Source organism: Brevibacterium ravenspurgense (assembly GCF_001584615.1).
Lineage (GTDB): Bacteria > Actinomycetota > Actinomycetes > Actinomycetales > Brevibacteriaceae > Brevibacterium > Brevibacterium ravenspurgense.
The window spans coordinates 131,972-149,061 of record NZ_LQQC01000004.1; the positions used below are offsets into that span (position 1 = coordinate 131,972).

Here is a 17,090-nt window from a genome sequence, read left to right on the forward strand (position 1 = left end):
CCCGAGCCGCTTCGCACGAGTGCGCAACGCCGCGAGCGTCTCCTCGCCGAAGTCGGTATCGAGCTTCGCGCGGCCCCACGACGACGCTTCGCGCCACCGTGACTCTGCCGCACAGCTTCCACAGCAAACCGACCGATGTTCACCTGGGAGTCGGCCTGCTGCTCCACCTGTACGCCAGAGTGGCAAGCAGTAGCCGCGTCGGACATTTCGCTGACGCTCATGTCCTCCCCGGCTGCTTGCGAGGGGCCTCCGGCCCCCTCGACCCCCTGGAAGAGCGCATCGCGTTTGGTGCTCATCGCACACCTCCCGCGACCAGCAGCCCACCGTTCGCGCGGAGGCGCTCGACCTTCGCTTCGAGGGCCTTCCGCTTGGCGTCGGCACGACGCTTGCGCTCCTCCTCGGAGAGCGCGGGACAGTCGTCGCCATGACGCGCATAGGTGCCCGACTGCGGCGTCGAACAGGTGCACAGCTTCAACTCACGGTTGTGCTCCTCCAGCTCGGCGAGACGCTTGCGCTGCTGTTCCTCGACGATCTCGCGGTCACGCTTCGCCGCCTCCTCCGCCACGGCGATTTCCTCAGCGCTCGGCTGGATCGGCTGGCCGACCCCGGCGAACTCCGCGAACAGATCGTGCCCGTCGATCGCGTCCAGCTCGGGGCGGGCGATCCGATCGTGCTGCTTGACGATCGGCGCGACCGTGCGCGCCTCGATCTCACAGCGCACGCGCTCCCGCTCCGCGGTGTCCCTGATCGCCTTGCACCTGCGCGCCAGCAGTTCGAGGTCCTGGCGCATGTGCTCGTACCGTTCGTAGCTCCGGTACTCGCGGGTGCCGTTGAGCACGCCGGAATTCACAAAGATCGAGAACTCCCGCTCGGCGACCGGAATGATCACCGGGAAGCGACGGAACCCCTGCCCGAGGTTCTCCGCCTGGTGCTTGACCCGCACGCCTCCCTGCATCGACTCGTACTCGCCAGCCAGGCCCCGGAGGAACTCCTCGTAGCCCTCCGGACCCCGTCACGATGTTCACCCGGTTGAGCAGCTGGGTCTTCGACCCCTTGATGTTCACGATCGGCTTCTCGTCCGGCTCACGCCACGGGCCGAGGATGCGGAAGAGCATTCCGCGGCTCTTTGCCGTGCGGATCATGTCGCCAACCCGCATGTCCTCCCAGATCACGACCGGCTCGCCGTCGTACCCCTCCCAAGAGACGTTCTCGCCGCCCACCTTGAAGTACGGCTTATCCGCGTCCGGGGCCAGAGCGCGAGCGAGCGCCTTCGCAAGCAGATCCTTGCCCGTGCCGCCTTCGCCGAACACGTAGAAGTTCATGACCGACTCAGGCGCGTCCTGATACGCGAGGAAGTCGCCCCGCAACTTCTGGAAATGCGCCAGGTTTCCCTTCGCGAAGTAGATCGCGGGCTCCTGATCGCGAACCTGCTTCAACGTCAGCGAGCCCTTGCCCACGGCCTGGAAGAGCTTGCTGAGCTTCGCACCCCCGCCACCCTCCGCGGCGTTGCGGCGCATCGCCATGTGCGCGTCCAGTTCCCGCCCGAAATCGAAGTTCGCGACGATCCGCCCACGGCCGTACTGATATTTGCCAGGCATGCCCTCCTGCGTCTTGTCCACGAGGTAATGCCGATCCGACTGGTGGATGCCCGGGATGGCGTTCTTCCCCCGCGACTCATGCGGCAGGTACTCAGCGAGATCGAAGAACGCCTTCTCTGCCGCGTCGCGAACCTTGGTCGCGGAGGCGCAGAAGAATCGCGCGGCTACGGCCTCGGCGATTGAGGGTCTGAAGGTGCAGGCCACAACGAACCAGAAGCTTGTGAGCCAGGTCGGCGGCGCGGTGCAGCGGATCGAGAAGCGTACTGAGGAGCGGGTCGAGAAGGCCGTCGAGCAGGTCGCCGGGGAGGCCTCGGCCACGATGACCGCGAACCTCGACGCCTCGAACGAGCGCGCCGAGCGGATGATGGCGGCGACGGCGAAGCTCGAAGCGCGTCAGCTCTGGTCGGCCGCCGCTGCGATGTGCCTCGCCCTGCTGCCGGTGGTCGTGGTCGTCGCCGGGCTCTGGATGGGCATCGCCGGTCTCATCACGGGCGCTCAGTGGGCGCTCGCCGTGGACGGGCGCATCTGGCTCGGCATCGGGCGCTGGCTCGTGGTCTCCGTGGGTCTCGCCGGGGCCGGCTACGGGCTCTTCGCGTCCGTCCGCTCGGCCGCCGGCCTCGCGGAGACGTGGAAGGGTCGCGGGGTGCCGAAGTGGCCGAGGTGGCGATGATGGCTGGATCCGCTCGAGCTACCGGTTCCGATCAGCGGTCGAAGGATTTTCGCAGCAGCCGGTCCTGCGGCCTCGGTGCCGCCGCCCTAACCTGACGAGCATCCCCGCCGTGACGGCCATCACGACGGCGATCCCGGCACCGATGATCCAGGGGTTACCGAGGAGCCCACCGACGCCCGCGAGTGCTCCGCCCGCCGCGATGAGCGGCAGGCCGCAACAGAGCAGCAACGGAAGCGCGCAGCATGCCAGCAAGAGCAGTCCGGTCCCTGCAGCGACGACGGGACCGGCGCGCCGTTCGTCGCGGTCCTGATCGGCGCTCGTCGTCTGCACCTCTTCAGGATGAGATCTCCCCGATTGCCTGCGCTGCCGGTCATGCGCAGCACGACAGCAGCGACGGGTCGGTGGTGAAGGCCTTCGCGGCGATCCGGATGCCCTCGGCCATGGTCAGGTAGGGAGCCCAGGCGTCGGCGATCTCGGCGACGGTCTTGCCGAGCACGTGGACACCGGCGGCGGCGAGCTCTCCGGCGTCCTTGGCGACGGCGGTCAGGCCGAGGATCTCGTTCGTGTCGGCGTTCACGACGATCTTGATGAACCCGCGGGTGTCGCGGTTGACCAGCGCGCGGGGCACGTGGTGCAGCGGCAAGACGCGGCAATCGCAGCGGATCCCCGCAGCAAGCACTTCCTTCTCGGTCATCCCGACCGCTCCGATCGCGGGCCCGGTGAACGTCACCCGCGGCAGGCGGGAATAGTCGACGGCACGATCGGCGTCGGCGAACGCGTTCTCGGCGACGAGGGTGCCGTGGTGGGCGGCGACGTAGACGAACTGGGGGTGCCCGGTCACGTCGCCTGCGGCCCAGATCCGCGGGTTCGAGGACCGCAGCCGGTCGGAGACGACCACCTCGCCGGAGTCCCCGGTCTTCACCCCGACCGCATCGAGGTTCAGGCCATCGGTGACGGGACGGCGTCCGAGGGCGACGAGCACCTGCTCGGCGCGGAACTCCTGCGAGTCGCCGGACACGTCGGCGGTCACGACGGCCTCGCCTCCCGTGCCGCGGGAGACCCGGGTGGGCACCACGCGGCGGACGACGCGGATGCCTTCGTCGGCGAACGCCTCCTGAAGCGCCTTGGACACCTCCGGCTCCTCCTTCGAGGCGAGCCGGGACCGCACCAGCAGCGTGACCTGCGAGCCGAGGCGAGCGAACAGCTGCGCCTGCTCCAGGGCGACGTAGCCGCCGCCGAGCACCAGCAACGACTCAGGAACCTCAGCGAGTTCCATTGCCGTGGTCGAGGTCAGGTACCCGGTCTCCTCCAGGCCGTCGATCGGCGGAGCCCACGGGCGAGAACCAGTCGCGACCAGGAAGTGGTCGGCCTCGATGGTCTCGACCGTCCCGTCGCCGGCGATGATCTCCAGTACCGGGGCGTCTGGGCCGCCGGCGAACGATGCATCGCCGCGGCGGACCTGCCAGCCGTAGGAGTCGGCGACGTCGGCGTACTTCTCGCCGCGCAGCGACTCGACCAGCGCCTGCTTCCCGGCGATCAGCGCAGGCATGTCCACTGTCTCAGCCGTCGCCGCGATCCCCGGGAACCGGCCTGAAGCGTCGGCGGCGACGTGACGGGTGTCGGCAGCGGCGATGAGGGCCTTCGACGGCACGCAGCCGGTGTTCACGCAGGTGCCGCCGAGCGTCCCGCGCTCGATCATCACCACCGACTTGCCGAGCGTGGTCGCACGGATGGCGGCGGCGAATGCTCCGCCTCCGGATCCGATGATGGCGAGGTCGTACTTGGTAGGCATCGCTGCTCCTGTCAGTCCTTGGCTTTCTGCTCTGTCTCAGCCATACTGGACCTTCCAGTGCAGGGGAAGGTCAAGCCTGCTCCTGCCGAACGATCGGAGGCCGCGATGCGCATCGGAGAACTCGCCGAACGCGCGGGCACCACGGCGAAGACGCTCCGCTTCTACGAGGGGCAGGGGCTGCTTCCGCCGGCCGAGCGCACGCAGTCCGGCTATCGCGACTACGCACCCGAGACGGTCGCCCGGATCGACTTCGTCCACCGCGGCCAGGCCGCGGGCCTCACCCTCGCCCAGATCCGCCAGATCCTCGACATCCGCGACGGCGGCCATGCGCCCTGCGAGCACGTGCGCGACCTCCTCGACGCGCGCCTCGCTGAGATCGAGCAGCAGATCGCGCAGCTCTCCGTGCTGCGCGACACTATCGCGGACCTCAGACAGGACGCCGCGCACCCGGACCCTGAAACGTGCAGCACCGATCAAGTGTGTAGGTACTTGTAGACGACGGTAGCCAATGACTCCAACGCTACAACCCCGATATGCGCTACGAAAACCCGCTGTACCTGGCGGAGGAAGCCGCCGCGCTCGACCTCTTGTCCGATGGGCGGGTGGCACTGGGAATCTCGCGCGGCTCACCAGAACCGGCTGAGCGCGGCTGGGAGGCCTTTGGCTACACGGGCTCCACCGACCCGCGCGGAGCCGATATCGCGCGCGAAAAGTTCCCACATTTCATGGCGGCGATCCGCGGTGAAGGCATGGTCGAACCTGCCAGGCAGCAATCCGGCTTCCCGCCCTCACCGGCTGATGAACACGGGCGTCTGCGCATTGAACCGCACTCACCAGGGCTTGACCGCCGCATCTGGTGGGGTGCCGGCAGCCGCGAAACAGCAGTGTGGGCCGCGCAGCAGGGCGTCAACCTCATGTCCTCGACCCTCCTGACCGAGGCCACGGGTGATTCTTTCGCACAGCTGCAGTCGGAGCAGATCGCACTGTTTCGCGATGCATGGAAAGAGGCCGGCCATGATTGGACGCCGCGCGTGTCCGTTTCACGCAGCATTTTCCCGATCGTCAACGAACTCGATGCCATGTATTTCGGTGCTCGCGGCCAGGGTGCGAACGACCAGATCGGCGTCATTGACGGTTTCCGCTCTACGTTCGGCAAGACCTACGCGGCGGAGCCAGACCAGCTGGTCGAACAGCTCAAGCAGGACACCGCGCTCATGGACGCTGACAGCGTCATGCTCACCATTCCCAGCCAGCTCGGTGTTGATTACAACCTACACATTTTGGAAGCTTTCGCCACACACGTTGCGCCTGAACTCGGCTGGCAGCCAGCTTGGCAGGGCCCTACGGAGGGTTATCCCGGCAGCTGATCTGGGCAAGCCCGTCGGGCCAAGGGAGACCGCGCTCAGGCGGGGGAGTGGGGTGACTGTGGCGGCACCTCGTCAGCGGGGCCCGAAGGCCGCTGCCCAGCAGCAGGCGGCTTGGTGCCTCGCTGGGTGAAGAACTCAACCGCAAGCAGACCGCCTCCGGCGATCAAGACCAAGGACATCAGGACCAAGAGGCCAAGACCCACGTGCGGGAACATCCCGGAGAAGACATAGGGCAAGCGGGCCAGGACAGTGAAGATGCCCAGCAGGCCCGCCAGCGCACCCGCACCGCCGGCAATCAGTTTGAGGATGGGCTTCTTCGTGATGATCGCAGCGATTGCAGTGCCGATTGCGCCCAGGCACAGCAGCATGACGAGGATGCCGGCGAAGGCTCGACCGCTCACCATGACCGAGAACGAAAAGAAGTTCAGGGTGCCGTGGTCGCCCAGTATGTCGACCATGGCGAACGGCAGAAAAAGGCTGATGATTGCCAGGAGCGCTGCGGCTGGCAGACCAAAGGATGCCCAGCGTGCAAAGGTGCCGATCTTGCCGCTGCCCTGGGTGCCGTGCTTGTTGAGGAAGTCCTGTGCTTCTGCGCTGGAGCGTTCAACCGTTGGTGCGACGTGGGTGGTGTAGGCGTCTTTCGCGCTGGCGCTGAAGTTGCGGAAGCCGGAGCTGAGCTGCTCGCCGAACTGCTCGAAGGACTGGTGCTGATCGTTGTGGATCTCGCCGCGGTCAAGAGCCGCGCGGTACTCCTCGACCGTCGGCGGCCGGCCCTGGGAGGTGCGGAAAGCCTGAGCCCATTCTTCGGGGGTGGGCTTGCGGTTCGGCTGCTGAGGATCAGTGGGGTCGGTGTGCTCGGCAGGTGCCACGGGGTTCCTTCCGTGCGGTGTCGGCGGTTCTGATCGCAGCTCGTCACAGCGAGCTGATCTGCTCAGCTTATGGATTCAAAGCGGCGTGCAGAAGGACATCGGCTGAACAAGTCCGCACAGAAAGCTGAAAGCGCGGGCGGACGGTGGTGGGAGGGCCAGGCCTCCTGACGAGGCACGCCCGGAGGCGACCGTCAGCCGGGCGCGGGCTAAAATGTCCGCGTGGCTTTGACAATTGGAATTGTGGGACTGCCCAATGTGGGCAAGTCGACCCTGTTTAACGCTTTGACCCGTGCTGAAGTTCTCGCGGCGAACTACCCGTTCGCAACGATCGACCCGAACGTGGGCGTAGTGCCGCTGCCTGACCCGCGGCTGGACCGGCTGTCTGAGATCTTCGGCTCTGAGAAGATCCTGCCGGCGACCGTGAGCTTCGTGGACATTGCAGGCATCGTCAAGGGCGCCTCGGAAGGCGAGGGTCTGGGGAACAAGTTCCTGGCCAATATTCGCGAGGCCGATGCCATCTGCCAGGTGACCCGCGCTTTCTCGGACCCGGATGTCACCCGGGTTGAAGGTTCAGAGACCCCGGCGGGTGACCTCGACACGATTTCGACCGAGCTGATTCTGGCTGACCTGCAGACGCTGGAGAACGCTCGTCCGCGCATTGAAAAGGACGTCAAGCGCAAGCTCATTGACGGTGCGGTGCTTGAAGCGATGGACAAAGCCGCGGCTCTTCTTGAAGACGGCACCACCCTGTTCCAGGGAGCAGAGAAGGCCGGGATTGATGTTTCGCTGCTGAGCGAACTGCAGCTCATGACGGCAAAGCCCTTCATCTACGTGTTCAACACTGATGAGGAGGGCCTGGCTGATGAGGACATGCAGAAGCAGCTGCGCGAACTCGTGGCTCCGGCCGAGGCGATTTTCCTCGATGCGAAGTTCGAAGCTGAACTCATTGAGCTTGATCCTGAAGAAGCCGCCGAAATGCTTGAATCCACCGGTCAGGACGAGCCCGGTCTGGACAAGCTGGCACGAGTCGGCTTTGACACTCTTGGTCTGCAGACGTACCTGACTGCCGGGCCGAAGGAGGCTCGTGCGTGGACCATCCGCAAGGGCTGGACAGCTCCCGAGGCGGCAGGGGTCATCCACACCGACTTCCAGAAGGGCTTCATCAAGGCTGAGATCGTGTCTTTTGAAGACCTCGATGAACTCGGCTCGATGAACGAGGCGAAGGCAGCCGGCAAGGTCCGCATGGAAGGCAAGGACTACGTTATGGCTGACGGTGACGTCGTGGAGTTCAGATTTAACGTGTAGTGCTGGAAAACATAAGTAGGCATTAGTTCGGGTTGTTGCGGACAAGGAGAGCACACCATTGTCGAGACTGACGGAGTTGCTGCGGCAGGCCCGCAAGGCTGATCCGCAACTCGGTGCTGATCTGGAAGCAGAGATCGCCGCACTCACCAAGCGTCGCACCTTCGGTCTCGTCTTCGAACAGCATCAGCCCGAGGCCGTTGAGTTGCCCGGCAGGCCGGTGCGACGAGGCGACAAGGTGCGCGTGCTTCCGTCCCGTGGGGAGACGAAGGCAGGCGACCAGCGACTGTGGCGGGTGACTCGGGTCGAGCGACTCGACGGGCAGCGTCTGGCCCATCTCGCGGAGCTGGACGCCGAGAAGCCTGAGACTCAGATCATGCCTGCCGACGACATGGTGGTCGTCGCGGAGTTCCGGGACCGCATCTACCCCGGCCTCGTGGAGACAGGTCGCGTCGAGCGGGGTGGAGACAAGCCGTTCCACTCGGTCATCAACGCGGAGAACTACCACGCGCTGGAGATGCTGACGTACACCCATCGGCACTCCATCGACGCCATCTACATCGACCCGCCGTACAACAGCGGTGCGAAAGATTGGAAGTACAACAACGACTACGTGGAGTCAGACGACGACTACCGGCACTCGAAGTGGCTTGCCTTCATGGAGCGGCGCCTGAAGATCGCTCGCGAGTTGCTCAACCCCGACGACTCGGTGCTCATCGTCACGATCGACGACAAGGAGATCAACCGCCTCTCGCTTCTGCTGGAGCAGACATTCCCCGAGGCCAAGATTCAGACTATCTGCTCAATCATCAACCCCCAAGGCATCTCCTCCGGTGCCGGAGAGTTCAGCCGCGTCCATGAGTACGTCCTGTTTGTGTACATCGGCGACGCCGCACTCACGCAGTGGTCCCGCTCGATGGTCGACAACGACAAGGAGGCCAGCGACGTTTCGGACGACCGTTCAGTTCGCTGGGCTGACTTCGCGAGGTACGGAGCGAAGGCAAGCCGCCAGCACAGTCCAGGTGCGTTCTTTCCGATCTTCGTAAACATCAGCGACGAAGCGATTCACAGCATCGGAGACGCTCTGGACGAGGATCAACAGCGCGACGATGTTCCGGTGCCGGAAGGGACCCGTGCTGTATGGCCACCGAACCGACCCGATGGTGGCGACGGTCGGTGGCGCGTGACGGCCGAGTCCTGCCGCGACTTGAACGACAACGGCTACCTACGGGTCGGTCCGTACAACAAGCGCAGCGACCGTCACTCCTTCGCCTACCTCCAAGACGGGGCGATCCGCAAGATCGGCACAGGAGAGATCGTCGTGACGGGCAAGGACGTCAAGGGCGCAGTGACGGTCGAGTACGCGGACAACACCAAGACCGCGACGCCCAAGACCATCTGGACCCTCCCGAGCCACGACGCATCTCGGCACGGGTCAAACCTCCTGCGTCAGTTCCTGCCAGGCAGGTCGTTCCCGTTCCCGAAGAGCCTGTACGCCGTCGAGGATGCGCTCCGCTTCTTCGTCGCCGACAAGCCCGACGCGACGATCATCGACTTCTTCTCCGGGAGCGGCACGACAGCACACGCAGTCATGCGCCTGAACCGGGATGGCGGTCGGCGTAGGTCGATCTGCGTCACTAACAACGAAGTCAGCGCAAACGAGCAGGCTGGCCTCCGGAAGAACGGGCTCCGCCCAGGTGACCCGGAGTGGGAAGCCCTCGGCATCTGTGACTACATCACCAAGCCGCGCCTTACCGCCGCGATCACCGGCCAGACCCCCGAGGGCGAGTCGATCAAGGGCGACTACAAGTTCACCGATAAGTTCCCGATGTCGGAGGGCTTCGAGGAGAACGCCGCGTTCTTCACCCTCACCTACGAGGCGCCATTGTCGGTTCGTCACAACCGTGCCTTCGAGCGCGTCGCACCGATGCTGTGGCTGCGCGCCGGCTCCCGCGGTCGCGTCATTTACGACCTCGGCGAGGACGGTTGGGACGTGGCCGAGTCGTACGGCGTGCTGGAGAACCTAGACCAGGCGGACGAGTTCGTCACGGCGGTGAGTGCTCGTGAGGGCATCGACATCGTGTTCGTCGTCACGGATGACGACAGCGCCTTCCAGATGGTGTGCCGAGAGCTGCCGAACGAAGTAGTACCGGTGCGCTTGTACGAGTCGTATCTCCAGAACTTCGAGATCAACACGGGACGGAGCCTGTAAATGCGTTACACGCTGAAGGACTACCAGGCCGAGGCCGTCCGTGACGTGCTGCGGAACCTGGACCGTGCTCGCGACTCCTACCGTCGCTACGGCGCGCTCTCTCAGTTCTCACTGAGCGCCACGACCGGTGCTGGGAAGACCGTCATGGCCGCTGCCGTGTTCGAATCGCTCTTCTTCGGCAACGATGAGTTCGACGTAGCCGGTGACCCGGGCGCCGTCGTACTGTGGTTCTCGGACGACCCGGCGCTGAACGAACAGTCGCGTGCTCGAATCCAAGCGGCGGCCAGCGAACTCGACCACCGACTCCGTGTAGTGCCGACGACATTCTCCGAGCCGACCTTCCGGCCCGGAAACGTGTACTTCCTCAACACGCAGAAGCTGAGCAAGAACTCTCGCCTGGTCAAGGGTGCTCCGGAAGCCAGAAGCGATGACACACTGCCAGGTCTCGAGCCTCGCCCTGACGAGGTTCAGTCCTCCATCTACGACACGATCACGAACACCATCGCCAATGAGGACCTGACGCTCTACCTCGTGCTCGACGAGGCGCATCGCGGCATGGGGACGCGCGTACGCGAACGGTCCACCATCGTGCAGCGACTCATCAACGGCCAGGGCAGCGTACCTGCGATGCCGGTCGTCTTCGGCATCTCGGCCACGGTTGAGCGCTTCGAGACTGCGATGAAGGAAGCCAAGGGTCGTGACGCCCTCCCGTCGGTGCAGGTGGACTCCGCGCTGGTCCAGGCCTCAGGACTCTTGAAAGACGACATCGCCCTGTCGATCCCTGCCGAGGATGGCGCGTTCGAGACAGTGCTCCTGACCAAGGCCGTTGAGAAGATCAGGGCCTCCGAGAGTGCGTGGCAGGACTATGCGCGCGAGCAGGGCGAGGCTGAAGCCGTTCGTCCGCTTCTGGTGGTTCAGGTTGGGGACAAGCCCTCGCAGGATACGCTCACGCGGACACTGGACACGATCTACGAGGCATGGTCGGACTTGCCTTACGACGCCGTGGCGAACGTCTTTGGTGAGCACACCGACCTAACCATCGGGCGGCAGATCGTGCCCTACATCGAGCCGCAGCGGGTGCAGGACGCGACGCATGTGCGGGTTCTGTTGGCCAAGAGTGCGATCTCCACCGGCTGGGACTGCCCGCGAGCCGAGGTGCTCGTCTCGTTCCGCCCTGCCAAGGACCGCACGCACATCACACAGTTGCTCGGGCGGATGATGCGCACACCGCTGGCTCGGCGCATCCCCGGCAACGAACTGCTGAACTCGGTGGACTGCCTGTTGCCGTTGTTCGACCGGAAGACCGCGACCGGGGTCGCGAAACTGCTGATGAAGGGCGCGACAAGCAAGGACGCCGACGATGGAGAGGACGGTGGCGGCGGTCTGGGCCGCCGGGTGCTGTTCGACCCGATACCGTTGTGTCCGAACCCTGCCATCGCTCAGGCGGTGTGGGAGCGGTTCGCAGCCATCCCCTCGGTGACGATCCCGAAGAAGAACGTCAAGCCCATTCGCAGGCTCACCGCACTGGCTACGGCGTTGTCGAAGGACCACCTCATAGATGAGGCCGTGGAAAAAGCGCACAAGCACCTCCACGCCGTCCTTGACGGGCGCGCGGTGCAGTACAAGGACAAGATCGCGAAGGCCCGCGAGGACGTGCTCACGATGGAAGGCGAGGAGGTCCGAGGCCGAGTCGGCGGCGGGTTCTCTTACCGAGCGTTCTCTGTCAGTGCTGACCCGCGCGCCATCGAGGACTACTACCGCGCGTCCACCCGCGTGCTGAGCCCGGCATTGTGCGCTTCCTACGTCGATCACCTGGTCGGGCCAGACGGCGACGAGGATGAACTCCTCGAAGCCCACATCACCCTCGCCTCGCTCGGGCGAATCCCCGAGATCGCGCAGGCGGTCGAGGCCGAGGCAGATGGGCTGGCCCGTGACTGGCTCACGCAGACCCGTGTCGCTCGGAAGGGGCTAAGCGACGAGCGCCAGGCCGAGTACGACGGCCTGGAGTCGATGTCCACCACCCCAGAGCCAATCAGCCTTACTACTCCGAAGAACGGCCAAGCCGACACCAAGCTGCGCCATCCCGACGGCACCGAGGAGGACCTGCCCACCCGCGGGATGCACCTGCTCGCTGCGGACGACGGCACGGTCCCGATCAGGTTGAACGAGTGGGAGCTTAAAGTCCTCGATTCCGAGGCCGCTCAGCCGGGTTTTCAAGGTTGGTACCGCAATCCCGACCGCGCCACGAAGGAATCCCTCGCGGTGGCCTACAAAGACGAGATGGAGGATTGGAAGGCGCTGCGCCCGGACTTCCTGTTCTTCGGCACCAACCATGACGGGAGCGTCGCTGTGGACCTCGTAGACCCACACGGTCACCACCTCTCCGATGCATTGCCGAAGCTGCGAGGCCTCGCCGACTTCGCCGAGTGCTTCGCAGATGACTTCCGCCGTGTCGAATCGGTGGCTGAGACGAGTGGCGTGCTACGGGCCCTGGACATCACCAAGCCTCGAGTTCGGGTGGCGATCCGAAGTGCCAAGAGTGCAAGGTCGCTGTACGAATCGGAACTGGCCAATGATTACTGACGTTCGTGTCGCAGACAATGGCTGCATGTAATTGGCAGCCTGACGCAGGAGGGAAGAAGTGAAGTCACCTCTAAACAACGAGGCCGCGGCAGCGCTCGCTCAGTTCTTTTTTAAGGGTGCCGGGCCGTCCCATTCGGTGCTGACGCGGACATTCATATCAGCGGGGTTCGCCGCAAGCGATCCATACGACGCAGATACGCAGACTCCCAATAAGCAACAACGGGTTCTCGCCGTGTGCCATGCGGCTCAAAATCGAGCTGAGGGTGCACGTGAGCTTGTCAGCGGGTTGTTAGACGCGCTCAGGCTTCACGGCTCATTTAGTGATGAAACTGAGCAAGATAACGTGAGGCATCTCCGTTCGGCATTTTCACACCTGGGGTGGGAACTTACTGCAGAAGGGCGATTGAGCCGCGTCGGTGATATTGACTTGAACACGGGTGGCCGAGAAGCGCTCGACGAACAGCTCAAACGATTGCGGCGCAACATCGACGATCCTGCGGCTTTACTCGGTGGCGCTAAGGAGCTTCTGGAAGCCGTCGCCAAGTTTGTCCTTGAAGAAGGTGGACGGCTCCCTCAAAGAAACGCTGGCTTCTCGGCACTTGTCTCGATGGCATTTGAAATGCTCGGGCTCCAACCTGCTGTTGTAGATGATTCCATTCCTGGTGGTAAGCAAATTCGAGCGATCTATCAGTCAGCTAAGCAAATCGCGTTTGCGGTGAACGAACTGCGCAATCTACAGGGCACTGGGCACGGGCGTACTCTGCCAACGGGCGTCACACACCAAGCTGCTCAGTTCGTCATCCGTGAAGCCACGCATGTTGCAGAGCTGATGCTATCGACCCATGATCGCCAGATGGGTCGATAGCCCGCCGTGGTCCCTAGCATCTCTGGGACGACTGCCCCGGAGCGCTGATCGGGCCGACCTCGACGCCTCAGATGTAGGGGTCGGATGTCGTTGAACGCTGGCGTAACGTATAGCGTTATTGACGCAGAGCGTTATGCCTGGGTATGGTTAAGCTGTGATCCAGTCATTCGCCGACAAGGACACTGAACGACTTTGGAATCGAGAGCGGGTGCGTTCAATCGATTCCCGAATTCACTCAGTGGCGTTGAGAAAACTGCGTCAGCTCGGTTACGCGCAGAGCCTCGAAGAATTGCGGATTCCGCCGGGTAACCGTCTCGAAGCACTTAAGGGCGATCGCGTGGGTCAGCACAGTATCCGTATCAACGACCAGTGGCGTATCTGCTTTCAGTGGACAGCTGCTGGCCCAGAGGAGGTTGAGATCGTTGACTACCACTGACAAACTCCCTCCGGTTCACCCGGGAGAAGTCCTTATGGAGGACTTTCTTAAAGACCTGGGCATTACACAGCACAAGCTCGCGGTCTCAATCGGAGTCCCGCCTCGGCGAATCAACGAGATCGTTCACGGTAAGCGTGCGATCACTGCTGACACTGCCCTTCGACTGGCGAAGTTCTTTGGTATGAGCCCTCAGTTCTGGCTTGGGTTGCAGACTCAGTACGACCTCGATGTGGCAGAAGATAAGGTCTTCTGCGAACTTGAGCAGATTCAAGCCATCAACGTTGCCTGACGATAGGTTCGAGTGAGATTGCTCGACGATGATTGCGCTCGCTGTGTCGGCGCAGCGTGTTATAACTCTCATTGCGGCGTCAGCTGCTCAGTTTGATACTTGAGTCATGACAATCTGGAAGGTGTCCGATGACTGGTTTGATCGGCACACAACTCAAGACCTTGCTTACCGCGTCCGGGTGCGTGCAGTTACGCCGGGTGCGCTCGACTCGGCGTGGGCCCGCGTCGTTGAAGAGCACGGCTCTGACGACGATGGTGTCGTGCCCATCGGCGGGGCTGCGCTCATCCGAGTGAACGATCACGAGGTCGATGCCATCAGCGGGGGAGAAGACGCCCTTGACTCGCTCGAGTGGGCGGTCAATGACGTCCTCGGTGAAGCTCTCAAGGGCGCCGAGGTGCTGGTTGTGTCCGAAGAGCGATCCCTGGTTTTCGACTAGTTGCGGTAGAGCACTTCTGAAACGCAGTTCGGTTCGCGTCCTTGAGGAGGGGTGGGCGCATGAATGATTCGCTCGTCACAGGTGATGATGGGATCATCCGGCCGGTGTGGGCAGCTTCGGACCCTTTGCTACGTGAGTACTACGACACCGAATGGGGCCGGCCGGTCTGCGATGAACGGGGCCTGTTTGAGCGGCTCAGTTTAGAGGCGTTTCAGTCGGGTCTTTCATGGCTGACGATTCTGCGCAAACGCGAGAATTTCCGCGACGCTTTCGACGGTTTCGATCCCGAACTCGTTGCCGCCTACACAGACGCAGACCGGGGGCGCCTGATGGCGGACGCCGGGATTGTGCGCAATCGGCGCAAAATCGACGCGACGATCACCAACGCGCAGGCAACACTGACACTGCGTGCCGATGGGGGACTGGCTGACCTCATCTGGTCCTACCAGCCTGAGGTGCACCCCACCCCGAGAACCGCAGGCGAGGTGCCCACCACCTCGCCAGAATCGAAAGCTCTCGCTGCAGCACTGCGAGGGAAAGGGTTTGTGTTCGTTGGACCCACGACCATGTTTGCGCTCATGGAGGCCGTTGGCATCGTCAACACCCACCTGGTCGGCTCAACCGCGCGGCCGGAATGACTGTGCCTCTTCGAAGGGGACAGAAAGTGAGCACCCTCGGTACATGTATTGAGGGGGCTCATTTGTGTTCGGGTGCTTAGGAGATGGCGAAGCCCGAGGCGGGGCCGTCTTCCGTGATCGGCTTTCCGTTTTCGTCGACGTACCAGTCGATCTCGATTTCGAGTTCACGCTCAATTCCGCGGCGCTTACGGGAGTCGGTGACTTCCATCGTCGTGCGGAACGTGCCGGGAAGATCCATGGCGAGAGCGCTATCGCCGGTGCCTAGTGTCATATCGCCGGCGCGGACACGCTCAGCAAGGCTTTCAAAGAAGGCGGCCAGTTCCTCACGGCTGAAGTCGCCTTTGCTCTTGAGCAGCTTCTGGTTTCTCTTGGGTGTGTTCGGGGTCTGCGTCATTGCGATCCTCTCTATGTCAGCAGGGGCGGCTTCGAAAGAGCCTCAAGCCCTGGTTTGCACCGCCGCCATCTCATTATATGAAACTGTCGCTGGGCGTTGTTGGCTGGTCTACCAGAAGTGACCGCGGGTGCGTATTCTGTACGAAAGTCGTGGAAAGTTCATAAGGGATGAATGCATGAAGACTGTTCGCATTGCCATTGCTGTTGCCGCTGCACTGACCCTTGCCGGCTGCGGCTCAGATGGGCCGTCGGTATCAACTGGCGACAACACCCCAGCGCAAGAAGCGCCGAGTGAAGCGGCCACGGAGGGCGCTCCAGCACAGGACTCTGACGAGCCGCAAAAGCCGAAGGAAGAAGAGAAGCCCGCGGGTGAAAGCGCGATGGGCGCATCCTTCGATGGCAAGAAAGTCGACCCCGAGGGATTCAAATCCACAGCAGTGTTTGCTGACGGCGGGTACTACTTCCAGACTCAGTCGGGTAAGCACCAGTGTGTGATCACTGCTGAATTCGTTGGCTGTGTGCACATGGCTGCGCCGCCCAATGCTCCTGAAGTCCAGCAGGCGGATGGCGGTTATGGGCCTGCTAATGCTTCCCGTATGTACGCCGGCAAAAAGGCTGAAATGTTCGGAATGAGCGATACGACCTTCCTGAAGCAGGACGGCCAGGCAAAGGTTTTGGGCTACGGCGAAGTGCTTGATGTCAAAGGCTTCAAGTGCACTACGGACATGGAACTCGGCGTCATCTGCATTCAGGGCGAACACGGGTTGCAGGTGTCTTCGCAGAAGTACACGCTTCGCTGATTTCGGCAGGGGGTGCGTGCGGTTTCATAGCGTGTGAGGACAAAGAATTGCGAATTGTGAACGGATAGAATTGCACCATGAAGATTCTGCGCACCGCGGGTGCTGTTCTTGCCGTGTTTGCCCTTGCTGGCTGCGGTTCGAGCCGGCCGTCAGTTGAAATTGCCCAGCCAGAGCAAGCCGAGACGAGCCAGACTGAAAGCGGTCAAGAATCAGACTCCGGTCAGGAGCAATCTGATCCCAACGAGCCGATTCGCCCAACCGGTGGTGCTCCCGCGCCTAAGCAGCAGGACCAGAAACAGGCTCCAAAGAAATCGAAGAGCTCCGGCAGTGGCGGCTCCAGCAGTGGCGGCAATTCGCTCAACAGCTACTTCAAGGGCGGTAAAAAAGTCGGCACTGAGCCATTCCGTGAGGCAACCGGATATATCGGTGACGCGTACTACTTCCAGGCGCCTTCCAAAGTGCACTTCTGCATGATTTCGAAGGACTATGTCGGCTGTCAGTCGAGCAACCCGCCGGCGAATGCTCCTTCGGTTCAGTATGCGGACGGCGAGCACGGCAAGCCGAACGGCATCGTCATGGAACAGGGGAGTAGGCCTGCGTTTCAGGGGCTCACCGACACTGCGTATATCAACAACTACAGCAGCTCGACGGTTGTCCTTCAGTACGGTCAGGTCCTCGAGGCCTACGGTTTTAAGTGCACCACGAACGTCGATTCCGGTGTGATCTGCGTGCAGGGCTCCCACGGTTTCCAGTTCTCGTCGAAGAAGCACAAGATCCTCTGACGTCACCTCAATACCCCAACATATTAGCCAATGCTTATATGTTGTAAGGTGGACATAT

17 protein-coding genes and 1 pseudogene are annotated in these 17,090 nt (G+C 62.9%); 13 read left to right on the forward strand and 5 right to left on the reverse strand.

Features of this window, described 5'->3' with window-relative positions; genetic code table 11:
• Positions 1-292: 292 nt before the first annotated feature.
• The gene (locus Bravens_RS10645) at positions 293-790 is read right to left on the reverse strand and encodes a hypothetical protein (protein ID WP_209435903.1); all 498 of its coding nucleotides are present in this window, start codon (positions 788-790) and stop codon (positions 293-295) included.
• Positions 711-1,598 carry a hypothetical protein gene (locus Bravens_RS10650; RefSeq protein ID WP_425304147.1) on the reverse strand — a complete coding sequence of 296 codons (888 nt, stop codon included), beginning with the start codon at positions 1,596-1,598 and terminating at the stop codon, positions 711-713. Before Bravens_RS10650 ends, Bravens_RS10645 begins: the two co-directional genes overlap by 80 nt.
• Before the next feature lie 109 nt (positions 1,599-1,707).
• Between Bravens_RS10650 and Bravens_RS01930 the strand changes: the two are divergent.
• A pseudogene (locus tag Bravens_RS01930) lies at positions 1,708-2,268 on the forward strand (hypothetical protein); the annotation flags it as partial.
• A 370-nt stretch (positions 2,269-2,638) separates the two neighbouring features.
• On the opposite strand, the gene merA reads toward Bravens_RS01930, so the two are convergent.
• Positions 2,639-4,060, reverse strand: coding sequence for a mercury(II) reductase (gene merA / locus Bravens_RS01940; RefSeq protein ID WP_062019805.1), 1,422 nt, complete (start codon positions 4,058-4,060; stop codon positions 2,639-2,641).
• 105 nt (positions 4,061-4,165) lie between these two features.
• On the opposite strand from merA, the gene Bravens_RS01945 reads away from it, so the two are divergent.
• Both Bravens_RS01945 and Bravens_RS01950 read left to right on the forward strand, forming a co-directional pair.
• Positions 4,166-4,555, forward strand: coding sequence for a heavy metal-responsive transcriptional regulator (locus Bravens_RS01945; RefSeq protein WP_062019866.1), 390 nt, complete (start codon positions 4,166-4,168; stop codon positions 4,553-4,555).
• Between the two features lie 38 nt (positions 4,556-4,593).
• On the forward strand, positions 4,594-5,427 hold the full coding sequence (locus tag Bravens_RS01950; protein ID WP_062019807.1) for an LLM class flavin-dependent oxidoreductase: 834 nt from the start codon (positions 4,594-4,596) through the stop codon (positions 5,425-5,427).
• Between the two features lie 35 nt (positions 5,428-5,462).
• Here the strand turns inward: Bravens_RS01950 and Bravens_RS01955 are convergent, their stop codons facing one another.
• Positions 5,463-6,296 carry a hypothetical protein gene (locus Bravens_RS01955; protein ID WP_062019809.1) on the reverse strand — a complete coding sequence of 278 codons (834 nt, stop codon included), beginning with the start codon at positions 6,294-6,296 and terminating at the stop codon, positions 5,463-5,465.
• Positions 6,297-6,515: 219 nt separating this feature from the next.
• Here Bravens_RS01955 and ychF point away from each other — a divergent pair, with 219 nt between their 5' ends.
• From ychF to Bravens_RS01995, 8 genes are all read left to right on the forward strand, one after another.
• A complete protein-coding gene (ychF, locus tag Bravens_RS01960) occupies positions 6,516-7,601 on the forward strand; it encodes a redox-regulated ATPase YchF (RefSeq protein WP_062019811.1) in 1,086 nt (361 codons plus the stop codon).
• Positions 7,602-7,659: 58 nt separating this feature from the next.
• Positions 7,660-9,810 (forward strand): site-specific DNA-methyltransferase, encoded by a 2,151-nt coding sequence (locus tag Bravens_RS01965; protein ID WP_062019813.1) that lies wholly within the window; start codon positions 7,660-7,662, stop codon positions 9,808-9,810.
• Positions 9,811-12,393 (forward strand): DEAD/DEAH box helicase, encoded by a 2,583-nt coding sequence (locus Bravens_RS01970; RefSeq protein WP_062019815.1) that lies wholly within the window; start codon positions 9,811-9,813, stop codon positions 12,391-12,393. It begins immediately after the preceding gene.
• 58 nt (positions 12,394-12,451) lie between these two features.
• Positions 12,452-13,258, forward strand: coding sequence for an abortive infection family protein (locus Bravens_RS01975; protein ID WP_062019817.1), 807 nt, complete (start codon positions 12,452-12,454; stop codon positions 13,256-13,258).
• 154 nt (positions 13,259-13,412) lie between these two features.
• A complete protein-coding gene (locus Bravens_RS10345) occupies positions 13,413-13,694 on the forward strand; it encodes a type II toxin-antitoxin system RelE/ParE family toxin (protein WP_026022812.1) in 282 nt (93 codons plus the stop codon).
• On the forward strand, positions 13,681-13,983 hold the full coding sequence (locus tag Bravens_RS01985; protein WP_082790970.1) for a HigA family addiction module antitoxin: 303 nt from the start codon (positions 13,681-13,683) through the stop codon (positions 13,981-13,983). Before Bravens_RS10345 ends, Bravens_RS01985 begins: the two co-directional genes overlap by 14 nt.
• Before the next feature lie 106 nt (positions 13,984-14,089).
• Entirely contained in the window at positions 14,090-14,419 is a 330-nt protein-coding gene (locus Bravens_RS01990) for a hypothetical protein (RefSeq protein WP_062019824.1), read from the forward strand.
• Positions 14,420-14,478: 59 nt separating this feature from the next.
• The gene (locus tag Bravens_RS01995; protein ID WP_062019826.1) at positions 14,479-15,057 is read left to right on the forward strand and encodes a DNA-3-methyladenine glycosylase I; all 579 of its coding nucleotides are present in this window, start codon (positions 14,479-14,481) and stop codon (positions 15,055-15,057) included.
• A gap of 76 nt (positions 15,058-15,133) precedes the next feature.
• On the opposite strand, the gene Bravens_RS02000 is transcribed toward Bravens_RS01995, so the two are convergent.
• The gene (locus Bravens_RS02000; protein ID WP_062019828.1) at positions 15,134-15,451 is read right to left on the reverse strand and encodes an amphi-Trp domain-containing protein; all 318 of its coding nucleotides are present in this window, start codon (positions 15,449-15,451) and stop codon (positions 15,134-15,136) included.
• Positions 15,452-15,626: 175 nt separating this feature from the next.
• Here Bravens_RS02000 and Bravens_RS02005 point away from each other — a divergent pair, with 175 nt between their 5' ends.
• Together Bravens_RS02005 and Bravens_RS02010 are read left to right on the forward strand one after the other, a co-directional pair.
• Positions 15,627-16,250, forward strand: a complete 624-nt coding sequence (locus Bravens_RS02005) for a hypothetical protein (protein WP_062019830.1) — start codon at positions 15,627-15,629, stop codon at positions 16,248-16,250.
• Positions 16,251-16,327: 77 nt separating this feature from the next.
• Positions 16,328-17,032: a hypothetical protein gene (locus Bravens_RS02010; RefSeq protein ID WP_062019832.1), complete on the forward strand. Its 705-nt coding sequence runs from the start codon at positions 16,328-16,330 to the stop codon at positions 17,030-17,032.
• Positions 17,033-17,090: the final 58 nt, after the last annotated feature.